Source organism: Hansschlegelia zhihuaiae (assembly GCF_004103825.1).
GTDB lineage: Bacteria > Pseudomonadota > Alphaproteobacteria > Rhizobiales > Methylopilaceae > Methylopila > Methylopila zhihuaiae.
In genome coordinates this window covers 1-16,734 of sequence record NZ_RYFI01000027.1, presented here as the reverse complement: position 1 = coordinate 16,734, position 16,734 = coordinate 1, and the positions used below count along the sequence as shown (strand labels likewise).

The following is a 16,734-nucleotide window of genomic DNA, read 5'->3' as shown; positions in this document are numbered from 1 at the left end:
GCCCCCGCGTCCGCCCAGCCGGCGAGCTTTCGACGGCGGGTCTCCGCGTCCATCGCCGGCTCGAAGCGGCGGTCGAGTCGCCAGTCCTTGGCGAATTCCTCCGGCGCCGGGCAGACGCCGGCCGCGAGACCCGCGAGATAGGCCGCGCCGAGCGCCGTGGTCTCGCGCACCGTCGGCCGGTCGACCGGCGCGTCCAGCACGTCCGCGAGGAACTGGAGCGTCCAGTCGCTTGCCGTCATGCCGCCGTCGACGCGCAGCACCGAGCCGGCCTCGCCCTCCGGCCAGTCGGCCCGCATGGCGGCGATCAGGTCGGCGGTCTGGTAGCCGACGCTTTCGAGCGTCGCGCGCGCGATCTCGGGCGCGCCGGTCCCGCGCGTCAGCCCGATCAGCGCCGCGCGGGCCTCCGGGTCCCAGTGCGGCGCGCCGAGCCCGACGAAGGCCGGCACCAGGTAGACGTCCTGGTCGGGGTCCGAGGCCGCGGCGAGTCCTTGAGTTTCCGGCGCCTCGCGGATCAGCTTCAGCCCGTCGCGGAGCCATTGCACCGCGGCGCCTGCAACGAAGATCGCGCCCTCCAGCGCGAAGGTCCGGCGCCCGCCGAGTTGCAACGCGACGGTGGTCAGCAGCTTGTTGGACGAGGCCACGGGTCGCTCGCCGGTATGGAGCAGCGCGAAGGCGCCGGTCCCGTAGGTGACCTTCGCCATGCCGGGCTCGAAGCAGGCCTGCCCCACGGTCGCGGCCTGCTGGTCGCCGGCGACGCCGAGGATGCGGATCGGGCCGCCGAACAGCTCGGGCAGCGTTTCGCCGAAGGCCCCGGCGGAGTCGCGAATCTCGGGCAGCATGCCGGAGGGGACGTCGAAGGTGCGGCAAAGATCCTCGTCGAAACCGCCGCTCTCGATGGCGTAGAGCAGGGTCCGGCAGGCATTGGTGGCGTCGGTCGCGTGAACGCGACCGCCGGTCAGCCGGAAGATCAGGAAGGCGTCGACGGTGCCGAAGGCGAGTTCGCCGGCCTCGGCGCGGGCGCGCAGACCCTCGTGGTCGAGCAGCCAGCCGAGCTTGGTGGCGGAGAAATAGGGATCGAGGACGAGCCCGGTCCGGCGCGTGATCTCCGGCTCGAGTCCCTCGCCCCGCATATGCGCGCAGACATCGGCGGTGCGACGGTCCTGCCAGACGATGGCGTTCGCGACCGCTCTGCCCGTCGCGCGCTCCCAGACCACGACGGTCTCGCGCTGGTTGGTGACGCCAAGCCCGGCGACGTCGCGGGCCGCGACGCCGGCCCGCGCCATCGCCTCCGCGACGGTGGCGACGGTCGTGGCCCAGAGATCCTCGGGATCGTGCTCGACCCAGCCGGGCTTCGGAAAGATTTGGCGGAATTCGCGCTGCGCGCTCGCCGCCGGCCGCAGCGCGTCGTCGAACACGATGGCGCGGGTCGAGGTCGTGCCCTGGTCGAGCGCGACGATCGCCATGCCGCTCAGGCCTCCCCGCCCGGCATGTAGTCCGCGAGCGCCGCCCGCTCGGCGTCGTCGAACCGCAAGCCGAGCTTGGTGCGCCGCCACAGCACGTCCTCGGCCGTGAAGGCCCATTCCTTGGCGATCAAATAGCGCACCTCGCGCTCGGTGAGGTCGGCGCCGAAGAAGCGTCCGAGGCTGCTTGCGTCTCGCGCGCCTTCCAGCATGTCCCACGCCCGCGACCCGTAGGAGCGCGCGAAGCGGGCCGCGATGGCGTCGGTCAGGAAAGGGAACGCGGCCGTCAGCCGGTCGGCGAGCGGGACGTCCCCGTGGAAGCCGCCGCCGGGCAGCGCCGAACGTCCCGTCCAGCGGCCCTTCGGGATCGCCATCACCTGCGCGAGCTTTTCGAGCGCGGCCTCGGCGAGGCGCCGATAGGTCGTGATCTTACCGCCATAGACGGTGAGCATCGGCGCCCTGCCGTCGCCCGCCTCGAGGTCGAGCGCGTAGTCGCGGCTCGCGGCCTGCGCGGCCCCGGAGCCGTCGTCGTGGAGCGCCCGCACCCCCGCAAAGCTCCAGAGCACGTCCTCCTGGCCGACCTCCCATTTGAAGGCTTCGGAGGCCGCGGCGCAGAGATAGTCGATCTCGGCTTCCGTCGCGAAGGCGTCGTCGGCTGCGCCTGCGTGGTCGACGTCGGTCGTGCCGATCAGAGTGAAGTCGTCCTCGAACGGGATCGCGAACACCACACGCCCGTCGGACTGCTGCAGCAGATAGGCCCGGTCGTGCTCAAACAGCCGGGCGGTGACGATGTGGCTGCCGCGGACGAGCCGGGTCTGCTTGATCCCGTTAGCGCCGATCGCGCCATGCGCGACCTCCGTGACCCAAGGGCCGGCGGCGTTGACGAGGCCGCGGGCGCGGATCTCGCTGCGTCCCTGCGGGCCCTCGAGCGTCACGGTCCAGGCGCCGCCAGAGCGGCGCGCCGCCACGCAGGCCGTGCGGGGCGCGATCGTCGCGCCGCGCTCGGCGGCGTCGAGCGCGTTCAGCACCACGAGCCGCGCGTCGTCGACCCAGCAGTCGGAATATTCGAACGCCCGGCCCTCGGCCGAGCGGAGCGGCGCGCCGGCTTCGTCGGCGGCGAGCCGGATCGCGCTTGAGCGTCGCAGCGTCCGACGCCCCCCGAGATGGTCGTAGACGAACAGGCCGAGCTTCAGGATCGGCCAGGGGCGCGAGCCCGCGACACGGGGCAGCACGAAGCGCATCGGGCGCACGATGTGGGGCGCGATGCGCATCAGCGTCTCGCGCTCCGCGAGCGCCTCGCGGACCATGCGGAGCTCGAAGCGCTCCAGGTAACGCAGACCGCCATGTACGAGCTTGGTCGATGCCGACGACGCGCCGCCGCCGAGATCGCCCTTGTCGCAGAGATGGACCGAGAGGCCCCGCCCCGCGGCGTCGCGCGCAATCCCGCAGCCGTTTACGCCTCCGCCGATGACGGCGAGGTCGTAGACGCTCACCTGCGCGCCCGTGCCGCGACCCGCCGGGCGGCGGCTCGTCCACGAGGCGTCGCCGGGTGCGGAACGACGCGGCGGATGGGATGAAGCAACTGTCTCACGGCGCGCTTTATAGCGCCGCCGCGCCGCGGATGGGCCGTAAATCGCAGTTCACCAAAAAGTCGAGTGAACCTTTGCGTGACGATGTTGGATTGTAGGGTAACCTGCTGTTTACCTGTCTGGAGGGGCTCGGTGCCCATCGCCCGCGATCCCACATTGCGCGCCCGCGTCTTCGAAGTCGTGGCCACCGCGATCGGCGACCGGTCGCTGCGGCCCGGCAGCGTGCTGCTCGAAGCGGTCGTGGCCGACGCCCTCAGCACCAGCCGCAGCCCGGTCCGCGCCGCGCTCGAACAGCTTCGCGCCCATGGTCGCGTAAAGAAGCTCGCCGGGCGCGGCTATGTCGTGCTGGACGCAGAGGGGCGGTCGCCCGCGCGCCGGGTCAAGATCGACCGGACCCGCTTCCTCACGCTTGCGCCGAGACGGCCGGAGAGACGGACGCCCGCCTGGCTGGCGATCGTCGGCGACCTGCAAGGCGAGCTCGCCGCGGCGGCCGTGATCGGGCCGCTCAGGATTATCGAGGGCGAGGTCGCCCGCCAGTATCAGGTGTCCCGGACGGTCGTGCGCGACGTGCTGTCCCGGATCGAGTTGATCGGTCTGATCGAGAAGGACGACCGCCTGCGCTGGCGGCTGGTCCCGCTCACCGCGCAGCGCGCCGCCCATCTCCAGGAGCTGCGCCGCGCGCTGGAGCCGCTCGCGCTGAGGGGCGCGGCCGAGAACGGCGCCTTCGACGGTTCGGGCGCGATGCGTGAGCGGCTGTCCGCGGCCCGCTCGCGGGTGGAGGAGGTCGGCTCCATCGAACTGCAGGGCTTCGAGCGCGAGCTCCATGTCGACGCGTTCGGCCGCTGCGGCAATCCGGAGGTGATGAAGGCCCTGAGATCCGCGCATGTGCAGCTGACCGCCAACCACAAGCTCTATCAGCGGCTGACCCAGCGCTTCCCCACCATCATCGCCGAGCACCTCGAGATCGTCGATCGCCTCGCCGAGCACGACGTCGAGGGCGGGGTGGCGGCGCTCGAACGTCATCTGGCGCCCGGCCGCATCTCCTGGCTGTGCGACGCCATCGAGGCCGCCGCCAAGGGGCCCGAGCCGTTGCCCGCCTATCTGACGCGCGACTGACGCCCAAGCGTTGCGCGCGCGACACGCATGGCGCACCAGCGTCCGTCACGCTGTTGCGCTTCGCGCCGGAAGCCCGACAATGGCGGCGCTCGTCGGGCGACAATGGCGGGCGCTTGTGCGAGGTGACCCGCGTGACGCTTTCCCGCTCCATCAAAATCGCGGCCGCCGCCGCGTCCGTGCTTGCTGCCGCCCCGGCCTGGGCCGCCGACGCTCCGATGGAGGCCGAGCCGCCGGTCGCGGTCGCGGCCGCGCAGGAGGGCTGGATCGTCACCCTGAAAGCGACCGGCGTCGTGCAGCCCCGCTTCGAGGGAACGTCGAAATACGGCGTCTCGGGCACTCCGGGCCTGAGCCTGGCGCGGCCGGGCCAGCCCTGGAAGTTCGGCGCGCCGGACGACGGCTTCGGCTTCGCGCTGATCGACACGCCCTGGTTCCAGATGGGGCCGGTGGGACGCATCCGGTCCGAGCGCGACTCCAGCGACGTGGATCGCTTCCGCGGCATGAAGGACATCGACTACGCGATTGAGCCCGGCGCCTTCATCGAGTTCTACCCCGTTGACGTGGTGCGGGTTCGCGGTGAGCTGCGTCATGGGTTTTGGGGCCATGACGGCTTCGTGGGCAACGTCTCGGCCGACTACATCCAGCGCTTCGACCGCACCGTGGTGTCGTTCGGCCCGCGCATGGAGCTCGGCGATAGCGACTTCATGGACACCTATTTCGGCGTCAGCGCCGGCGAGGTCGCGCGCAATCCGCGGCTGTCCTCGCCCTACAAGGCCAAGGGCGGCGTCAAGTCGGTCGGGCTCGCGGCGGCTGTGACCTACGACGTCAGCGAAAGCTGGGGCGTCACCGGCTTCGGCGCCTACAACCGGCTGGTCGGCGAAGCCGCCGACAGTCCGGTGGCGAAGCGGCTCGGCACGAAGGACAGCTTCGTGGCCGGCCTCGGCGTCGCCTATTCGTTCAGCTGGGGGCAGTGAAAAGAAAGGGCGACCGCCGTCCTGACACGGCCCGTTAGCCCTAACGTTCGGTTAATGAACTCGTCCGAGCATGGCCCATAAGAAGGCCGCCAGAGGGACGATCGGGGGAACGATGCCGAAGAGACAAGCGAAGGGGCCGTCCGGGGAGGACCGCCGCGTGATGCGGGTGATCGACAGCGCGGAGGCTGAGGACGCGCCGCGCGACGTCGCCGCCCCCTTGAGCCTCAGGGCGAGGCTTTCGCCGCGCAAGCCGCTCGCGAGTGAAGCCAAACGTCGCTCGCGCGCGGCCGGCTGACCTCGCTCGGATCGATCGCCCCTCGGCCGTAACGTCTTCTGAAGAAACAAGAAGCGGCGACGCGCATGTTGACAGATCGGACAACGCCGCTTCCGCCCGACACGATCCGCGGCTCCGGCGAAGCCGATTCGCTGACGGGGACGGCCGCCTACGACGACATCCGCGCAGGCCGCGGCGACGACACTCTCGATGGGAGGGGCGGCGGCGACGCGCTGTTTGGCGGCCTGAACGCCGATTGGCTGGCGGGCGGCGCGGGCGACGACGATCTCTATGGGAACGGCGGCCGCGACACGCTGCTTGGCGGCAACGGCGGCGATGACCTCTATGGGCATGCAGGAGACGACCGGATCTGGGGCGGCGCTCGCTTTGACTTCCTATATGGAGGCGAGGGCGACGACATTCTGAGAGGCGAAGGCTTCACCGATTATCTTTACGGAGAAGAGGGCGACGATCGTTTGTTCGGAGGGCGAGGCCGCGATTATCTCTACGCCATGCAGGGATCGGACAGTCTTACCGGCGGCGCCGGGTCCGACCAATTCATCGTCGGCGACGGTTTGGCGTACACCGCGACGATCATGGATCTTGCTGCCGAAGACCGGCTGGAGATCGCCTTTTCGAAGAAGACCGTCGTCACCATCGAGCATGACGATGGCGACAGCATCCTGACGTTCACCAAGAGCACGCCGAGCGGCGACGTGGTCAGCGTCGTCGTGTTCAAGGACGCCCTTATCTACGAGACGATCAGGTGGACCGACGCCCCCTACCAGATCATCACGGGAGCCGACCTGCTCGCGCCCGACATCGACGGCACGGAGGGGCCCGATCTTCTGACCGGAGGGGAGGCCTCCGAGACGATCGAGGGCTTCGCCGGAAACGACACGATCGACGGCGGCGGCGGCGACGACACGGTCCAGGCCGGCGAGGGCGACGACGAGGTCTCGGGAGAGGCCGGGAACGACAGTCTTGTGGGCGGAGGAGGCAGGGACACGCTCTCCGGTGGCGAGGGGAACGACAATATCCTCGGCTCCATCTATTCGCCCTCATCGCCCGACTCGGCCGGCGACGTCATGTCGGGCGGGGCCGGCAACGACACCATCTACGGGACCTCTTACGGCTCCACGCTGACGCCTGACGAGATCGACGGCGGCGACGGCGACGATTTCCTTCAGGGGAACGACAACCGCGATACGATTCATGGCGGGGCGGGCCATGACACGATCGGCTCCCGGGACAACGAAAACGGCGACGATCTGCTGTTCGGCGACGATGGAAATGACTCGATCGAGGCCGGGTATGGAGCGGACACCGTCTATGGCGGGACCGGGAACGACACCATCTCGGCGGACACCGGCAACGACCTGATTTTTGGCGAGGATGGCGACGACGTCCTCTATGGCAACGGTCGCCCCGGCTTCAACTCGACGCTCGACGGAGGATCCGGAAACGACCAGCTGTTCGGCTTCGGCAGGCACGACATCATCATCGGCGGCGAAGGCGACGACACGATCGACGGCGGGAGTTCGCCGGACGACCTGTCGGGCGGGGCCGGAAACGACAGCATATCGGGCGGCAACAGCGGCGACCTCATCGAAGGCGGCGACGGCGACGACACCCTCATTGGCGGGCCCGGCGTGGACACCTTGACCGGAGACGCGGGCGCCGACCGCTTCGTGTTCGTTCATGGCGGCGAAGGCCGAACCACCGTCACGGACTTCTCGGTCGAGGACGAGATCGAATTCTCTGGCCTTTCCGAGACCACGGTCGTCACGATCGAGCAGGTCGGCGCGGACAGCGTCGTCACGCTAAAGGGCGGCTTGCCAGACGGCGGCAAGACCACGATCCTGACGTTTGAGGGCGTCGCCATCACGGGCGAGATCGATCCTCGGGAGGGGACGTTCGTGATCTCCGGCGCGGACCTGTTGGGATAGCCCGAACGGCGATCACGCCCGGTCGGCGGGGTCTCGTTCCAAGAGAACGGGCGCGGCCGCCGGCGCATGACGGGCCAAACCCGTCGGAGGCTTCGGGCTCGCCGTCGGTCGACGGCGCGTCCTCGTCCCTCCAATATCAAGTCGGAAGTTTTGGTACCGCCACCCCGGCTTGAACGGGGGACCTCCAGATCCACAATCGAACTCAAACAGTTGATGGGTAATGCTTTCGTGGGAGGTACCGGTCACGTACGAAGGGCCGAGTGGCGAGGTTCCCGACGTTGATCCGCGCGCTCCTATCTCTCCTCCTGGTCACCCAGCCAGTCTCCGTTCTTGCAAGCGATAGACACTCCGGCCTGTCCATCGTCGACGGCGACACGATCCGCGTCGACGGCGAGCGCATCCGCCTGCGCTCAGAGGGCGGCCCGATCGACGCGCCGGAGTTGCGCAAGGCGAAATGCCCGCTCGAGCTGTTCAGGGCTGAGGCGGCGCGGGATCGGCTGAAGGCTCTGATGGCGCCCAACGACTTCTCGATCGATCGCCACGGCGCCGATCGCTACGGACGGACCGTCGCCGTGATCTATGCTGAGGGGCGGGACGTCGGCGCGATCCTGGTGCGCGAGGGGCATGCGAAGCCGTGGCCGACGCTCAGGCGGGCGGACCGGCCAACGTGGTGTTCATACGACTATTAACGGTGCCGATGTCGGCAACCGACGCATAAGGGAAGAGCGCGGGAGCAGATCCGAGGTACCGCCCCACTCCCGGCTCATGTCAGACGTCAAGAATTTCGTAGCACCATGTATCCAAGCCCAAACCGTCATACTTCGTTTTCCAACTCCCGAAGGAGTAATTTTGAATGAAGTACTTTTGAGATGAAGAATTGGAGTAGATGCGCGTCGAGTTCAGACTTGTCCCAGCCCTGGTGCCAACAATGCCTACGTGCCCCGTGACACCTCCTGTCGTTGGAGAAATGATGATGTTGCCAGGCTGCGCGTCGGCAAGGTCGACCCGTTTATGTCTCGCGGCCAATACCTCATACATCTTGGACGTCGAAAGTCCGCCACCAACCGGTTTGCCAATCGCGTCCTTCACCACATAGTTGACGGCCCACGCGCACGCCAATACGCCGCCACTTGTTCCTGGAGCATCCCCTGAGTATAGTTTACCGTCGTGATATAATGCCTTGTCATAGATCTTCTGACTAATTTGCGCCCGCACAGCGTCTGCGTGTTCGGCATCGTCGCCGAGCTGACCTTCTTGGACGACAACGCTGAGCCCAAGCATAGAGATCAGCGAACTCCGTGCGGCCTCGGGAATGCTAACGAGCGCGGTTGCATCGATGATTGTGTCTGCGACGAGAAGCGCCGCCCGGCCTATCGCGGGTTGAACGAAGAGCAGCTGCCCACCGCTATGTTCGTCGAACTGATTTAGGAGCGTGTACTTCTGGCCATCGACGATGACCCGCCCCACGACTTCATAACTGAACTGAGGATGGAGCAGATTGGCCGTGCCATGCCCGAGAACGCTCTGTTGGCCACCGGCTGACGACGCTGGCGTCGTCGTCGTGGATTCCTTGATGCCGACGACGACGCTTAGGCCCTTATCAGGAGCCAAGGTAAGGCTGAAGTCGAAAGCCCCGACACCATTTGGGAACAAGTAACGACGTCCATCGGTCTGCGCCGCGTTGCGGGCGACCGTTTCGACGGCGTCACGAAACATTGCCTCTGCGCTTTGAATTGGGTCGCCAGCAGTCATGATCCCGGCAAACCGAAATCCTTCCAATCCCTCTTGAAACAACTGAGCTTCGCGATCTCTGCGCTTCCTCAGACCGGCGCTATTCGGCCATAAGCGCTTCATGCTTTGGATCTCGTTCGGTATACTTCCGTAATTTCGCGAGGTCATATGCGCCTTGATGTTACGCATCTCTTTGTATCGATCGCCAGCCTTTGAGTAACTCGCGCCGCGGTTATAGGTTAGCGAGACGAGCGCGCCGAATGAGTGCCCGCTCAGCTCGTTCGTGTTCGGCAGCGCGCCGTCGACGGTGTCAATCCAGCGTGGCAGCGTCTTCTTGACGAACACGAAGTGGGCGGCAGCCCACGGCACATCGACCGTCGTCGCGAGCTTATCAGCGAGCGCCTTGGCCGCTGGACCTTTGACGCCAACCGCTTCCTCCAAAGCATCGACCATCTCGGCTGGGATCTGACCATCCCAGTCGGCATGGAGCTGTGCTTTGGAGGCATAACCGACGTCATAGCCAATCCCAATAGTCACACCAGACTGTTCGCCCGGCCAGATTGGCCTTCGGTATTTTTTCTCGTAGACCGCTTGGCTCGTGACTTCGAATTCGATCAACATGTTGATGGCGCGCGCAGACATTCTGTCTACGTCGCCACCTCGGAACTCCGCACTGGCCGAAGTGTAGGAGTGGAGTTCCAGCCACTGCTGGCCTTCACGGTCAGATCGCGCGGCTTCTTCCTCGTCAGAAAAGTCGTAAGTAGGCATCATTAATCCTCTCCCTTATCGTCTGATTACTTATGGTAGCGCTGCTGGACAAACACGACTATGACGAGCTGAAGTGGAGGGCGCAACTTCTTTGATATGAGGACCTGCCGATGCACGCCGACGAGCCGGCTGGTCTGCTATTCTTGGAAACTGTCGACGCCTATGGCGCCGGGCTGATGGAGCATGCCTGCCGGCTCGCATCGAGGGGATCGCGGCAAAGCGCGAGCACGCGCCCTATCGCTCGGGGCCATCCAAGGCCTGAAGGTCAAGTGCACGACCGTCGGCCGGTTCGCCGTCACGGCCTATATGCCGGGCTCGCGCTCACTCGACATCGCGGAGATCAAAGACGGCGACGTCGTGCCGGTCGGTTCTGTCGGCTCGGGGCTCACGGAGGCGGCCGGTCGGGCGATCAGGGCGCAAATCGCGGCCGAGGGGCTCGCCTATGTCGAGGCGAGTATCGGGGACGGACGCCGGACGGGCAGCTGCGGCATCCGGCGCTGAAGGGGCTTGCGCCGGGTTAGCGCAACGCCGCGCTATCCAGCCACTACTTCAGACCGAGGCGGCGTTAAGCCGAGCACCTCGAGATCACCGCTGGCACTAGACAGCCTGCCAATGCCTCCAAAGAACACCTCGTATTCTCCAGACCCGGTTGGCGACGAATAGTTGAAAAAGGTCCATGTGATCACGGCGCCATCCCACACAGCATTATCCCCGCCAGACGGCCTTTCGAAGTCGGCTGCTCGACTGATTTTCTTGAGCCCGCAAGCTTCTTGCCAGAGAAAATAGACGCCATTGAGCGGAGCGTCGTCCACGGTTATATCAGTGATAACCGTATCGTATGCTTTAACCTTGCTCGCCAAATCAACAACTTTGACGAGCCCAATATCGTCATAAAGCAGTAAGCACTTAACGTTCTGCTTCTCTGTTGCAGTCGCCGATCGGTCGTCGGCGTGATTATTCATCAGGAATTTAGCCGTTTTCTTAGCCACTTTCTTCCCCCTCGGCGGCATCATTTCCCTGCAATGGAAACACAGATTTTAGGTTCCGAGAAGTTCACATTGATCGATAAGATCAATTTGGGAACGCGCAGACTTGCCAGCCGCAGCGCCCACACTCGACGCACGGCGGACCGGCCGGGGCGGGGTTCATGCGGCTTCGTCGACTCCATCCTGCTTCCGGCCCCGCGCGACGATCGTCAGCATGTCGTCGGGGAGCGGCCGCTGCAGCGCCCTCGCCTCCTCCCACGGAGCCTCGAGCCAGACGTCGATCTCCTCCGGCTTGGTGAGGATGACGGGCATCGCCGCCTTGGGATGAACGGGCGCGACCACGGCGTTCGGCTCGGTCGTGAGGGAGGACGACGATGACATCCCCTTCTAAATCTCAGATCGACAAGTTCCGCGACGCCGCCCGCGAGATCGGCACGGACGACGATCCCGAGCGCTTTGCGGAGAGGGTGCGGAAGCTGTCGAAAGCGCCGCCCATGCCGGCTGAGAAGCCGAAGGCACCTAGAGGCAAAGCCCTTAAGGGAAGCGAGTAGCTAGTTCAGAGGCGATCTTGTCTCGTTCTGCAACATGCTTGGCGAGCCCGGTCTTGAAGAAGACCAGCCAGCCCTCTGCAGCCCTGCGCTCTGCGTCATCGACCCCGCCATCATCGACGATGGATTGCTGATGCTGAACCAATCTCTCGCCATGCGAGACGTGCCGTTGCGCCTGTTCTAGATCAGCGGGTGTGTAGCCCATCGATAAACACTGCGCCCTTTGTTAGGCTATGGCCAGCGCTAAACAGCTGCGTCCTGTGTTTGCAAGATACATAATAACCGGAATCCGGTGATTATGTATCTTGCAAACACGGTGGCGATGTGCCATAAACGCTAGGCCAAGAGGTTCTAGCGATGTCCGTTCTTTCCCAGCCCCAGTTCCACGACGAAGAAGCCGCCTTCGCTTGGCTTGAAAAGACGCTGTGGAACGGCGCTCCGGTCTGCCCGCACTGCGGCGGTCTTGATCGTCTCACCAAGGTCAAGGCGAACCCCGCCGCCCGCGTCCGCATCGGCCTCTGGCGCTGCGGCGATTGCAAGAAGCAGTTCACGGTCAAGGTCGGCACCGTGTTCGAGCACGCCCGCATGCCGCTCCATAAGATGCTGCAGGCCGTGCATCTCATGTGCTCGTCCAAGAAGGGCATCTCGGCTCACCAGCTGCACCGCATCCTTGAGGTCCAGTACAAGACGGCCTGGTTCCTCGCGCACCGCATCCGCGAGGCGATGCGCTCCGGCGAGCTGGCGCCCATGGGCGGCGGTGGCGGCGTGGTCGAAGTCGACGAGACGTTCATCGGCCGTCTGGAAGGCCAGCCCAAGAAGCGCCGCAGCGGCACCACGACGTTCAAGAACACCGTGTTCGCCCTTGTCGAGCGCGGCGGTTCCACTCGCATGTTCCATGTCGAGGGCACGACCAAGAACGAGCTTCAGGCGATCATCCGCGCCAACGTCGACCGCGAGGCGACCATCATGTCCGACGAAGGCCGCTGGTATCTCGGCTTAGACAAGGATTTCGCCGGCCACGGCGTCGTGAACCACAGCCGCAAGGAATACGCCCGCGGCCCGATCTCGACGAACACCGTCGAGGGCTCGTTCTCGATCTTCAAGCGCGGCATGAAGGGCGTCTATCAGCACTGCGCTGAGAAGCACCTTCACCGCTACCTTGCGGAATTCGAGTTCCGGTACAACACGCGCACCGCGGTCGGCGGCAATGACGTGACGCGCACGGAGCGGGCGGCAGTCGGCATCAAGGGTAAGCGCCTGACGTACCGGCGGACTGGTGAAAACGCCTAAAAGGCAGAAACGAGTCCCAAATCAATGACTTAGCTAACCACTTGAAATTTATAACAGAATCGATATCTTAGTCAGTGGCAGGATACGTCGGGACACCCTCTGATCGCTTCTCCTTGAAGCGGTAGCTGGCAGGACGGTCATCCCAAGGATGATGGCCTATACGCCACCAGTGATAAGGAGGCCGGGGCCTGCCGCTTTTTTCAGAAGCCGCGATATCCGTAAAATCGGAAAATCTGCTGTTGTTCGGGCGTGAGCTGCGCCTTTCGCGGAGGCGTGGGCTGCAGAACGAGCCCGTAATCGGCAACAACACCTTTTTCCATTGCAAGTCGGGGAGCAAAGGCCTCCGCGTACTCGACTGTCCAGTTCGGGCTCAAAGCATGAGCGGCCTGAAAAAATGAGCTCGCAAGTGTATCAGCAATCTGGAGGCCCGCTGATCCGCGGTGCGCAATGGGCTCGACCAATCTCCAGTCGAATACGCTCCATTTAATTGTACGCTTTTGCAAATACGGATTAGATCCTTGCTGTTGAAGATACATGAGGTAAGCCCTCATTTGCGAGTACGAATGTCCACCACGCTCTGAAAAGATGAAGCGCACCTTCTTAGGTTCGCCATGCAACTTTAGCGAATGTCGTTCACACCAGTCCGTTATACGTTCAAGAAGCAACCTCACACACCAATTATAGAAAAAGTCTTTCGAAGGTACTTTTTCCGCACGGGTATTTTTATGGCCCTCCATATTCTTTTTATTGGACGCCAACACGAATGCGTCGAATGGCTTTGACGCAAAAAGGTTACTTACTACGCGTTTTCGATATGGTGACAGAGCATTAAAATGAATATCGGGCCGCTGCGTCATGAAAATCTTTTCACGCGCTTCTTTTACCCAAGAAACGACTTCGTTTTCGTTCGGCCGCTGAACGACAATCGCACCTAGGCACAGCCATTCACTTGCGCCTTCTGGCGAAATGGGCGCAACCTTTCGAAGACCGGGGTCGCCCGCTTCGTCGATGAAAACGATATACTCGTAATCAGAGGTTGGATCGGAGGGTTGCATTACATGTCAGAGACACCCGAGGTCAAAAAGAGTCAAATCGACAAGTTCCGCGACGCCGCCCGCGAGATCGGCACGGACGACGATCCGGAGCGGTTTGCGGAGCGGGTGAGGAAGCTGGCGAAGGCCAAGCCTGCGCCGGCTGTGAAGCCTAAGAAACCGGACGACTTACGGAAATCTGGTCGCTAACTCCTCGACGATCTTGTCACGCTCCGCAATGTGCTTCTCCAGTCCGGCTTTGAACACGGCAAGCCACGCTTCGGCCGTCCGCTGGTCGTCGTTGCTGAGCAGTCCGCTGTCGATAATCGACTGTTGAGCTTTCACCATGCTCTCGCCGTGCGAGACATGGCGTTGAGCGAAAACCAGATCATCAGTTGTACGCGGCATTTGGCAATGTAGCGCCGGGGAGGCCTCCTAAGCCAGCCCTCATTTAATCAATCTCACCCGCGTGTTTGCAAGATACATAATCGCCCGGAATCCATGAGAACGAAAATGGAACAAGACAGATTGCTAACAGGCTTCAAGCCATCGTCACGAACTTCCCATTCGTTTGACCACCGGTGGCGCGGCGAGTTTGATGGTAAGGAGCTGGGGAGGAAAACATGACCAACGAGATGAACCTTCTCGAGGAACAAGACGACATCGTCGGCACGGAAAAGTCCGAGAGCTTGGGCGGGACCGAGGGTGACGACGTCATCCGCGGCCTCGCGGGCAACGACACCCTGACGGGGAGCGATGGCGATGACCAGCTCTACGGCGGGCTCGGTCGCGACCGTTTGCACGGCAATCTAGGCGACGACACGCTTTGGGGCGGATCGGGCGACGATGAGCTTTTCGGATATTACGGCCGTGACGTGCTGTACGGTCAGAAGGGCGACGACAACATTCACGGCATGAGCGCCGACGACACCGCTTACGGTGGGTCAGGAGGAGACTATTTCCAAGGCTACAGCGGGGCCGATCTTTTCTATGGGAACCGCGACGACGACGACCTTTTCGGCGACACCGGCGACGACACCCTTTTTGGCGGAGCTGACAACGATCAGCTCGTCGGAGGACGGGGGCGCGACCTGCAGCGCGGCGGCTCCGGCGAGGATCGCCTCGCTGGCGAGGAAGGTTCCGACCGTCTGTTCGGCGGTCTTGGAAATGACTACCTGAACGCAGGCTTCGGAGCGAAGGACCAACTGACCGGAGGCGAAGGTCGGGACGATTTCGAGGTGCTTCACGGCCGTGGCTGGACGCCGACGATCATGGATTTCGCGGCAGAGGACAGCCTCACGCTGGGCGGCTTATCCGAAGAGACAGAAGTCACAATTGAACATCGCGACGGCGATAGCATCGTCACCCTAAGCGGCGGTTCTCCGGCCGGCGACGGGGACACGGTGATCGTCTTCCACGACGTCAATTTCACCGGCTCGATCGACCCTCAGGAGGGACTCTTTACGATCTCCGGAGCTGACCTCTTAGGGTAAGGAGCATTGGCCTTCGAAGACGGAACAAGCGCCATGACCGGCGATCGCCGGCGAACGCGATCATCAGGTCAGGAGCGTCGGCTTCCCTGCCCGGGCGGTCGCCGGGCTCTTTGCGCTGGCGATCGTCAGCGGCGTGCTGACGCTTGGTGGAAGATGCCCGGTTAGCTCTCGGCGTTCGATCTAAGTAATCGTACGACTATCGAAGGATCCTTCCGTCGCTCCATGGTCCATTTTCCAGACCATAGGAGATTGAAATGCGCATTCTGAGGTCATTTTCCACGATGTCGACGGCGCTCTGCCTGGCGTTCGCGTCCACGGCATGGGCGGCCGAGACGTTCCCGAAAGCGCCTCCCGGCGCCGGCCTGCCCAGTCCGCCAGCGGCGTATGCGCCCAATCCGCTCAATCTGATCTACACGCCGATCCAGCCTTGCAGGGCCTTCGGGTCGGCGCAGATCCTGATCAACCAGACCAAGAATTTCAAAATCAGCGGCCCCGGAAGCTTCGCGTCGCAAGGCGGGCCGAACGCCGGCTGCGGAATCCCGGCCTCCGCCAAAGCCGTGTCGATCTCGCTGTCGGCGCGATCGGCGAGCACGGGCAATCTGGCAGCGTTCGCACAGGGGACGCCGAGGCCGGGCGTGAATTCCGCGAGCTTCGTTGCGAACCAAACGCAGACCGTCGGCTCGATCGTGGCGCTCGGTTCGACAGGGCAAATCTCCATTAATGTCAGCAAAACCGCGACGCTCTACGGCGACGTCACCGGATATTACGAGCCGCAGATCGAGGCGTTGATAAACATTAACGGAGGCATCTATTCAGGGGGTCCAAGAGTTCTGTCGGCGACCCTCTTGAGCACAGGGTCGTATGCGGTGACGATCGACCGTGACGTCGCGTTCTGCGCCCCGCGCGCTCAGGCCTACACATATGGCTATGAAACGCACGCCTACGCGTTCAATGGCAACACGATCAATGTCTATGTCTTCAACCGTGAAGAAGGTACGACCGTCCTTAAGAACGACTATTTCTACCTGACGGTGACTTGCTGACGCCGACCGAACCAAACCCTGACGCGCAAAAAGCGCCCCGCCGGCCGGAGCCGAGCGGGGCGCTGTCGCTTGGATCCGGCGAACGTCTTCAGCTCATCCGAGGTCCACCGCGAACACCAGCGCCAGGCCCGCGATCCCGCCGCCGAGCGCGAGCAGAGACGCGACCGCCAGCCAATCGCGCGCAGGAACGCGCCCTGCCTCGATCCCCGGCGACGTCAGATGCATGGTCGCGCCGACCAGTTGAACCGATAGGATCGCGAGAAGCACAGGCGACTTCCGCATCTCGTCGGGGTAGTCGAGCCATTTTTGGGCCATGGCGAACACGCCGAGCGCGAAGGACCCCGCGAAGGAAATCCAGATGCCGAGCGACAGGTGCAGGCCCGGCTCGATCATGCGCGAGTGGATCGCCCCGACCACGGCGGGAAGCCACCGCAGCAGGATGCCGAACCACATCGTGAACAGCACGGCGCGCAGCAGGACGTAGA

Annotated in this window: 18 protein-coding genes and 1 pseudogene; 10 read left to right on the top strand and 9 right to left on the bottom strand. The window is 64.0% G+C overall.

The genetic code is table 11. The annotated features are described in order from the left end of the window. Together glpK and EK403_RS20240 are read right to left on the bottom strand one after the other, a co-directional pair. The coding region (glpK, locus tag EK403_RS20245; protein ID WP_128779297.1) for a glycerol kinase GlpK at window positions 1-1,463 on the bottom strand (1,463 nt) is incomplete at its 3' end. A 5-nt stretch (window positions 1,464-1,468) separates the two neighbouring features. Beyond that, window positions 1,469-2,953, bottom strand: a complete 1,485-nt coding sequence (locus tag EK403_RS20240; RefSeq protein ID WP_128779268.1) for a glycerol-3-phosphate dehydrogenase — start codon at window positions 2,951-2,953, stop codon at window positions 1,469-1,471. A gap of 228 nt (window positions 2,954-3,181) precedes the next feature. On the opposite strand from EK403_RS20240, the gene EK403_RS20235 reads away from it, so the two are divergent. From EK403_RS20235 to EK403_RS20220, 5 genes are all read left to right on the top strand, one after another. Continuing rightward, a complete protein-coding gene (locus tag EK403_RS20235) occupies window positions 3,182-4,165 on the top strand; it encodes a GntR family transcriptional regulator (RefSeq protein WP_164919695.1) in 984 nt (327 codons plus the stop codon). A gap of 131 nt (window positions 4,166-4,296) precedes the next feature. Then, the gene (locus tag EK403_RS20230; RefSeq protein ID WP_245479818.1) at window positions 4,297-5,136 is read left to right on the top strand and encodes a MipA/OmpV family protein; all 840 of its coding nucleotides are present in this window, start codon (window positions 4,297-4,299) and stop codon (window positions 5,134-5,136) included. Window positions 5,137-5,296: 160 nt separating this feature from the next. Then, window positions 5,297-5,431, top strand: coding sequence for a hypothetical protein (locus EK403_RS23700; protein WP_280986772.1), 135 nt, complete (start codon window positions 5,297-5,299; stop codon window positions 5,429-5,431). A gap of 65 nt (window positions 5,432-5,496) precedes the next feature. After that, window positions 5,497-7,359, top strand: coding sequence for a calcium-binding protein (locus EK403_RS20225; protein ID WP_128779266.1), 1,863 nt, complete (start codon window positions 5,497-5,499; stop codon window positions 7,357-7,359). A 260-nt stretch (window positions 7,360-7,619) separates the two neighbouring features. Then, window positions 7,620-8,048 (top strand): thermonuclease family protein, encoded by a 429-nt coding sequence (locus tag EK403_RS20220; RefSeq protein ID WP_245479817.1) that lies wholly within the window; start codon window positions 7,620-7,622, stop codon window positions 8,046-8,048. A 79-nt stretch (window positions 8,049-8,127) separates the two neighbouring features. Here the strand turns inward: EK403_RS20220 and EK403_RS20215 are convergent, their stop codons facing one another. After that, a complete protein-coding gene (locus tag EK403_RS20215; RefSeq protein WP_128779265.1) occupies window positions 8,128-9,861 on the bottom strand; it encodes a lysozyme family protein in 1,734 nt (577 codons plus the stop codon). Window positions 9,862-10,041: 180 nt separating this feature from the next. Between EK403_RS20215 and EK403_RS20210 the strand changes: the two genes are divergently transcribed. After that, a complete protein-coding gene (locus tag EK403_RS20210; protein ID WP_128779264.1) occupies window positions 10,042-10,359 on the top strand; it encodes a hypothetical protein in 318 nt (105 codons plus the stop codon). A gap of 32 nt (window positions 10,360-10,391) precedes the next feature. Here the strand turns inward: EK403_RS20210 and EK403_RS20205 are convergent, their stop codons facing one another. The 3 genes and pseudogenes from EK403_RS20205 to EK403_RS22570 all read right to left on the bottom strand — a co-directional run bounded on the left by EK403_RS20205 (window position 10,392) and on the right by EK403_RS22570 (window position 11,597). Further along, window positions 10,392-10,847: a hypothetical protein gene (locus EK403_RS20205; RefSeq protein WP_128779263.1), complete on the bottom strand. Its 456-nt coding sequence runs from the start codon at window positions 10,845-10,847 to the stop codon at window positions 10,392-10,394. A gap of 156 nt (window positions 10,848-11,003) precedes the next feature. Continuing rightward, window positions 11,004-11,207: pseudogene (locus tag EK403_RS20200) on the bottom strand (SOS response-associated peptidase); the annotation flags it as partial. A gap of 171 nt (window positions 11,208-11,378) precedes the next feature. Continuing rightward, complete coding sequence (locus EK403_RS22570; RefSeq protein ID WP_164919694.1) at window positions 11,379-11,597, bottom strand: hypothetical protein; 219 nt, start codon at window positions 11,595-11,597, stop codon at window positions 11,379-11,381. 152 nt (window positions 11,598-11,749) lie between these two features. On the opposite strand from EK403_RS22570, the gene EK403_RS20195 reads away from it, so the two are divergent. Then, window positions 11,750-12,682, top strand: coding sequence for an IS1595 family transposase (locus EK403_RS20195; protein ID WP_128779262.1), 933 nt, complete (start codon window positions 11,750-11,752; stop codon window positions 12,680-12,682). A 200-nt stretch (window positions 12,683-12,882) separates the two neighbouring features. Here EK403_RS20195 and EK403_RS20190 read toward each other — a convergent pair whose 3' ends face one another. Continuing rightward, a complete protein-coding gene (locus tag EK403_RS20190) occupies window positions 12,883-13,737 on the bottom strand; it encodes a DUF3800 domain-containing protein (RefSeq protein WP_128779261.1) in 855 nt (284 codons plus the stop codon). 3 nt (window positions 13,738-13,740) lie between these two features. Between EK403_RS20190 and EK403_RS20185 the strand changes: the two genes are divergently transcribed. Beyond that, window positions 13,741-13,923: a hypothetical protein gene (locus EK403_RS20185; RefSeq protein ID WP_128779260.1), complete on the top strand. Its 183-nt coding sequence runs from the start codon at window positions 13,741-13,743 to the stop codon at window positions 13,921-13,923. Here the strand turns inward: EK403_RS20185 and EK403_RS22565 are convergent. Continuing rightward, window positions 13,903-14,121 carry a hypothetical protein gene (locus EK403_RS22565; protein WP_206659599.1) on the bottom strand — a complete coding sequence of 73 codons (219 nt, stop codon included), beginning with the start codon at window positions 14,119-14,121 and terminating at the stop codon, window positions 13,903-13,905. The genes EK403_RS20185 and EK403_RS22565 overlap by 21 nt on opposite strands. A 215-nt stretch (window positions 14,122-14,336) precedes the next feature. Here EK403_RS22565 and EK403_RS20180 point away from each other — a divergent pair, with 215 nt between their 5' ends. Next, window positions 14,337-15,206, top strand: a complete 870-nt coding sequence (locus EK403_RS20180; RefSeq protein ID WP_128779259.1) for a calcium-binding protein — start codon at window positions 14,337-14,339, stop codon at window positions 15,204-15,206. Between the two features lie 254 nt (window positions 15,207-15,460). Beyond that, window positions 15,461-16,249 carry a hypothetical protein gene (locus EK403_RS20175; RefSeq protein ID WP_128779258.1) on the top strand — a complete coding sequence of 263 codons (789 nt, stop codon included), beginning with the start codon at window positions 15,461-15,463 and terminating at the stop codon, window positions 16,247-16,249. Between the two features lie 93 nt (window positions 16,250-16,342). Here EK403_RS20175 and EK403_RS22560 read toward each other — a convergent pair. Continuing rightward, on the bottom strand, window positions 16,343-16,734 hold a 392-nt coding region (locus EK403_RS22560; RefSeq protein ID WP_164919692.1), incomplete at its 5' end, for a hypothetical protein.

Excerpts from the sequence above, each read along its gene's own strand:
- EK403_RS23700 (WP_280986772.1), top strand. The coding sequence starts at position 5,297 with ATGCGGGTGATCGACAGCGCGGAGGCTGAGGACGCGCCGCGCGACGTC.
- EK403_RS20225 (WP_128779266.1), top strand. The coding sequence starts at position 5,497 with ATGTTGACAGATCGGACAACGCCGCTTCCGCCCGACACGATCCGCGGC.
- EK403_RS20215 (WP_128779265.1), bottom strand. The coding sequence starts at position 9,861 with ATGATGCCTACTTACGACTTTTCTGACGAGGAAGAAGCCGCGCGATCT.
- EK403_RS20210 (WP_128779264.1), top strand. The coding sequence starts at position 10,042 with ATGCCTGCCGGCTCGCATCGAGGGGATCGCGGCAAAGCGCGAGCACGC.
- EK403_RS22570 (WP_164919694.1), bottom strand. The coding sequence starts at position 11,597 with ATGGGCTACACACCCGCTGATCTAGAACAGGCGCAACGGCACGTCTCG.
- EK403_RS20195 (WP_128779262.1), top strand. The coding sequence starts at position 11,750 with ATGTCCGTTCTTTCCCAGCCCCAGTTCCACGACGAAGAAGCCGCCTTC.
- EK403_RS20190 (WP_128779261.1), bottom strand. The coding sequence starts at position 13,737 with ATGCAACCCTCCGATCCAACCTCTGATTACGAGTATATCGTTTTCATC.
- EK403_RS20185 (WP_128779260.1), top strand. The coding sequence starts at position 13,741 with ATGTCAGAGACACCCGAGGTCAAAAAGAGTCAAATCGACAAGTTCCGC.
- EK403_RS22565 (WP_206659599.1), bottom strand. The coding sequence starts at position 14,121 with ATGCCGCGTACAACTGATGATCTGGTTTTCGCTCAACGCCATGTCTCG.
- EK403_RS20180 (WP_128779259.1), top strand. The coding sequence starts at position 14,337 with ATGACCAACGAGATGAACCTTCTCGAGGAACAAGACGACATCGTCGGC.
- EK403_RS20175 (WP_128779258.1), top strand. The coding sequence starts at position 15,461 with ATGCGCATTCTGAGGTCATTTTCCACGATGTCGACGGCGCTCTGCCTG.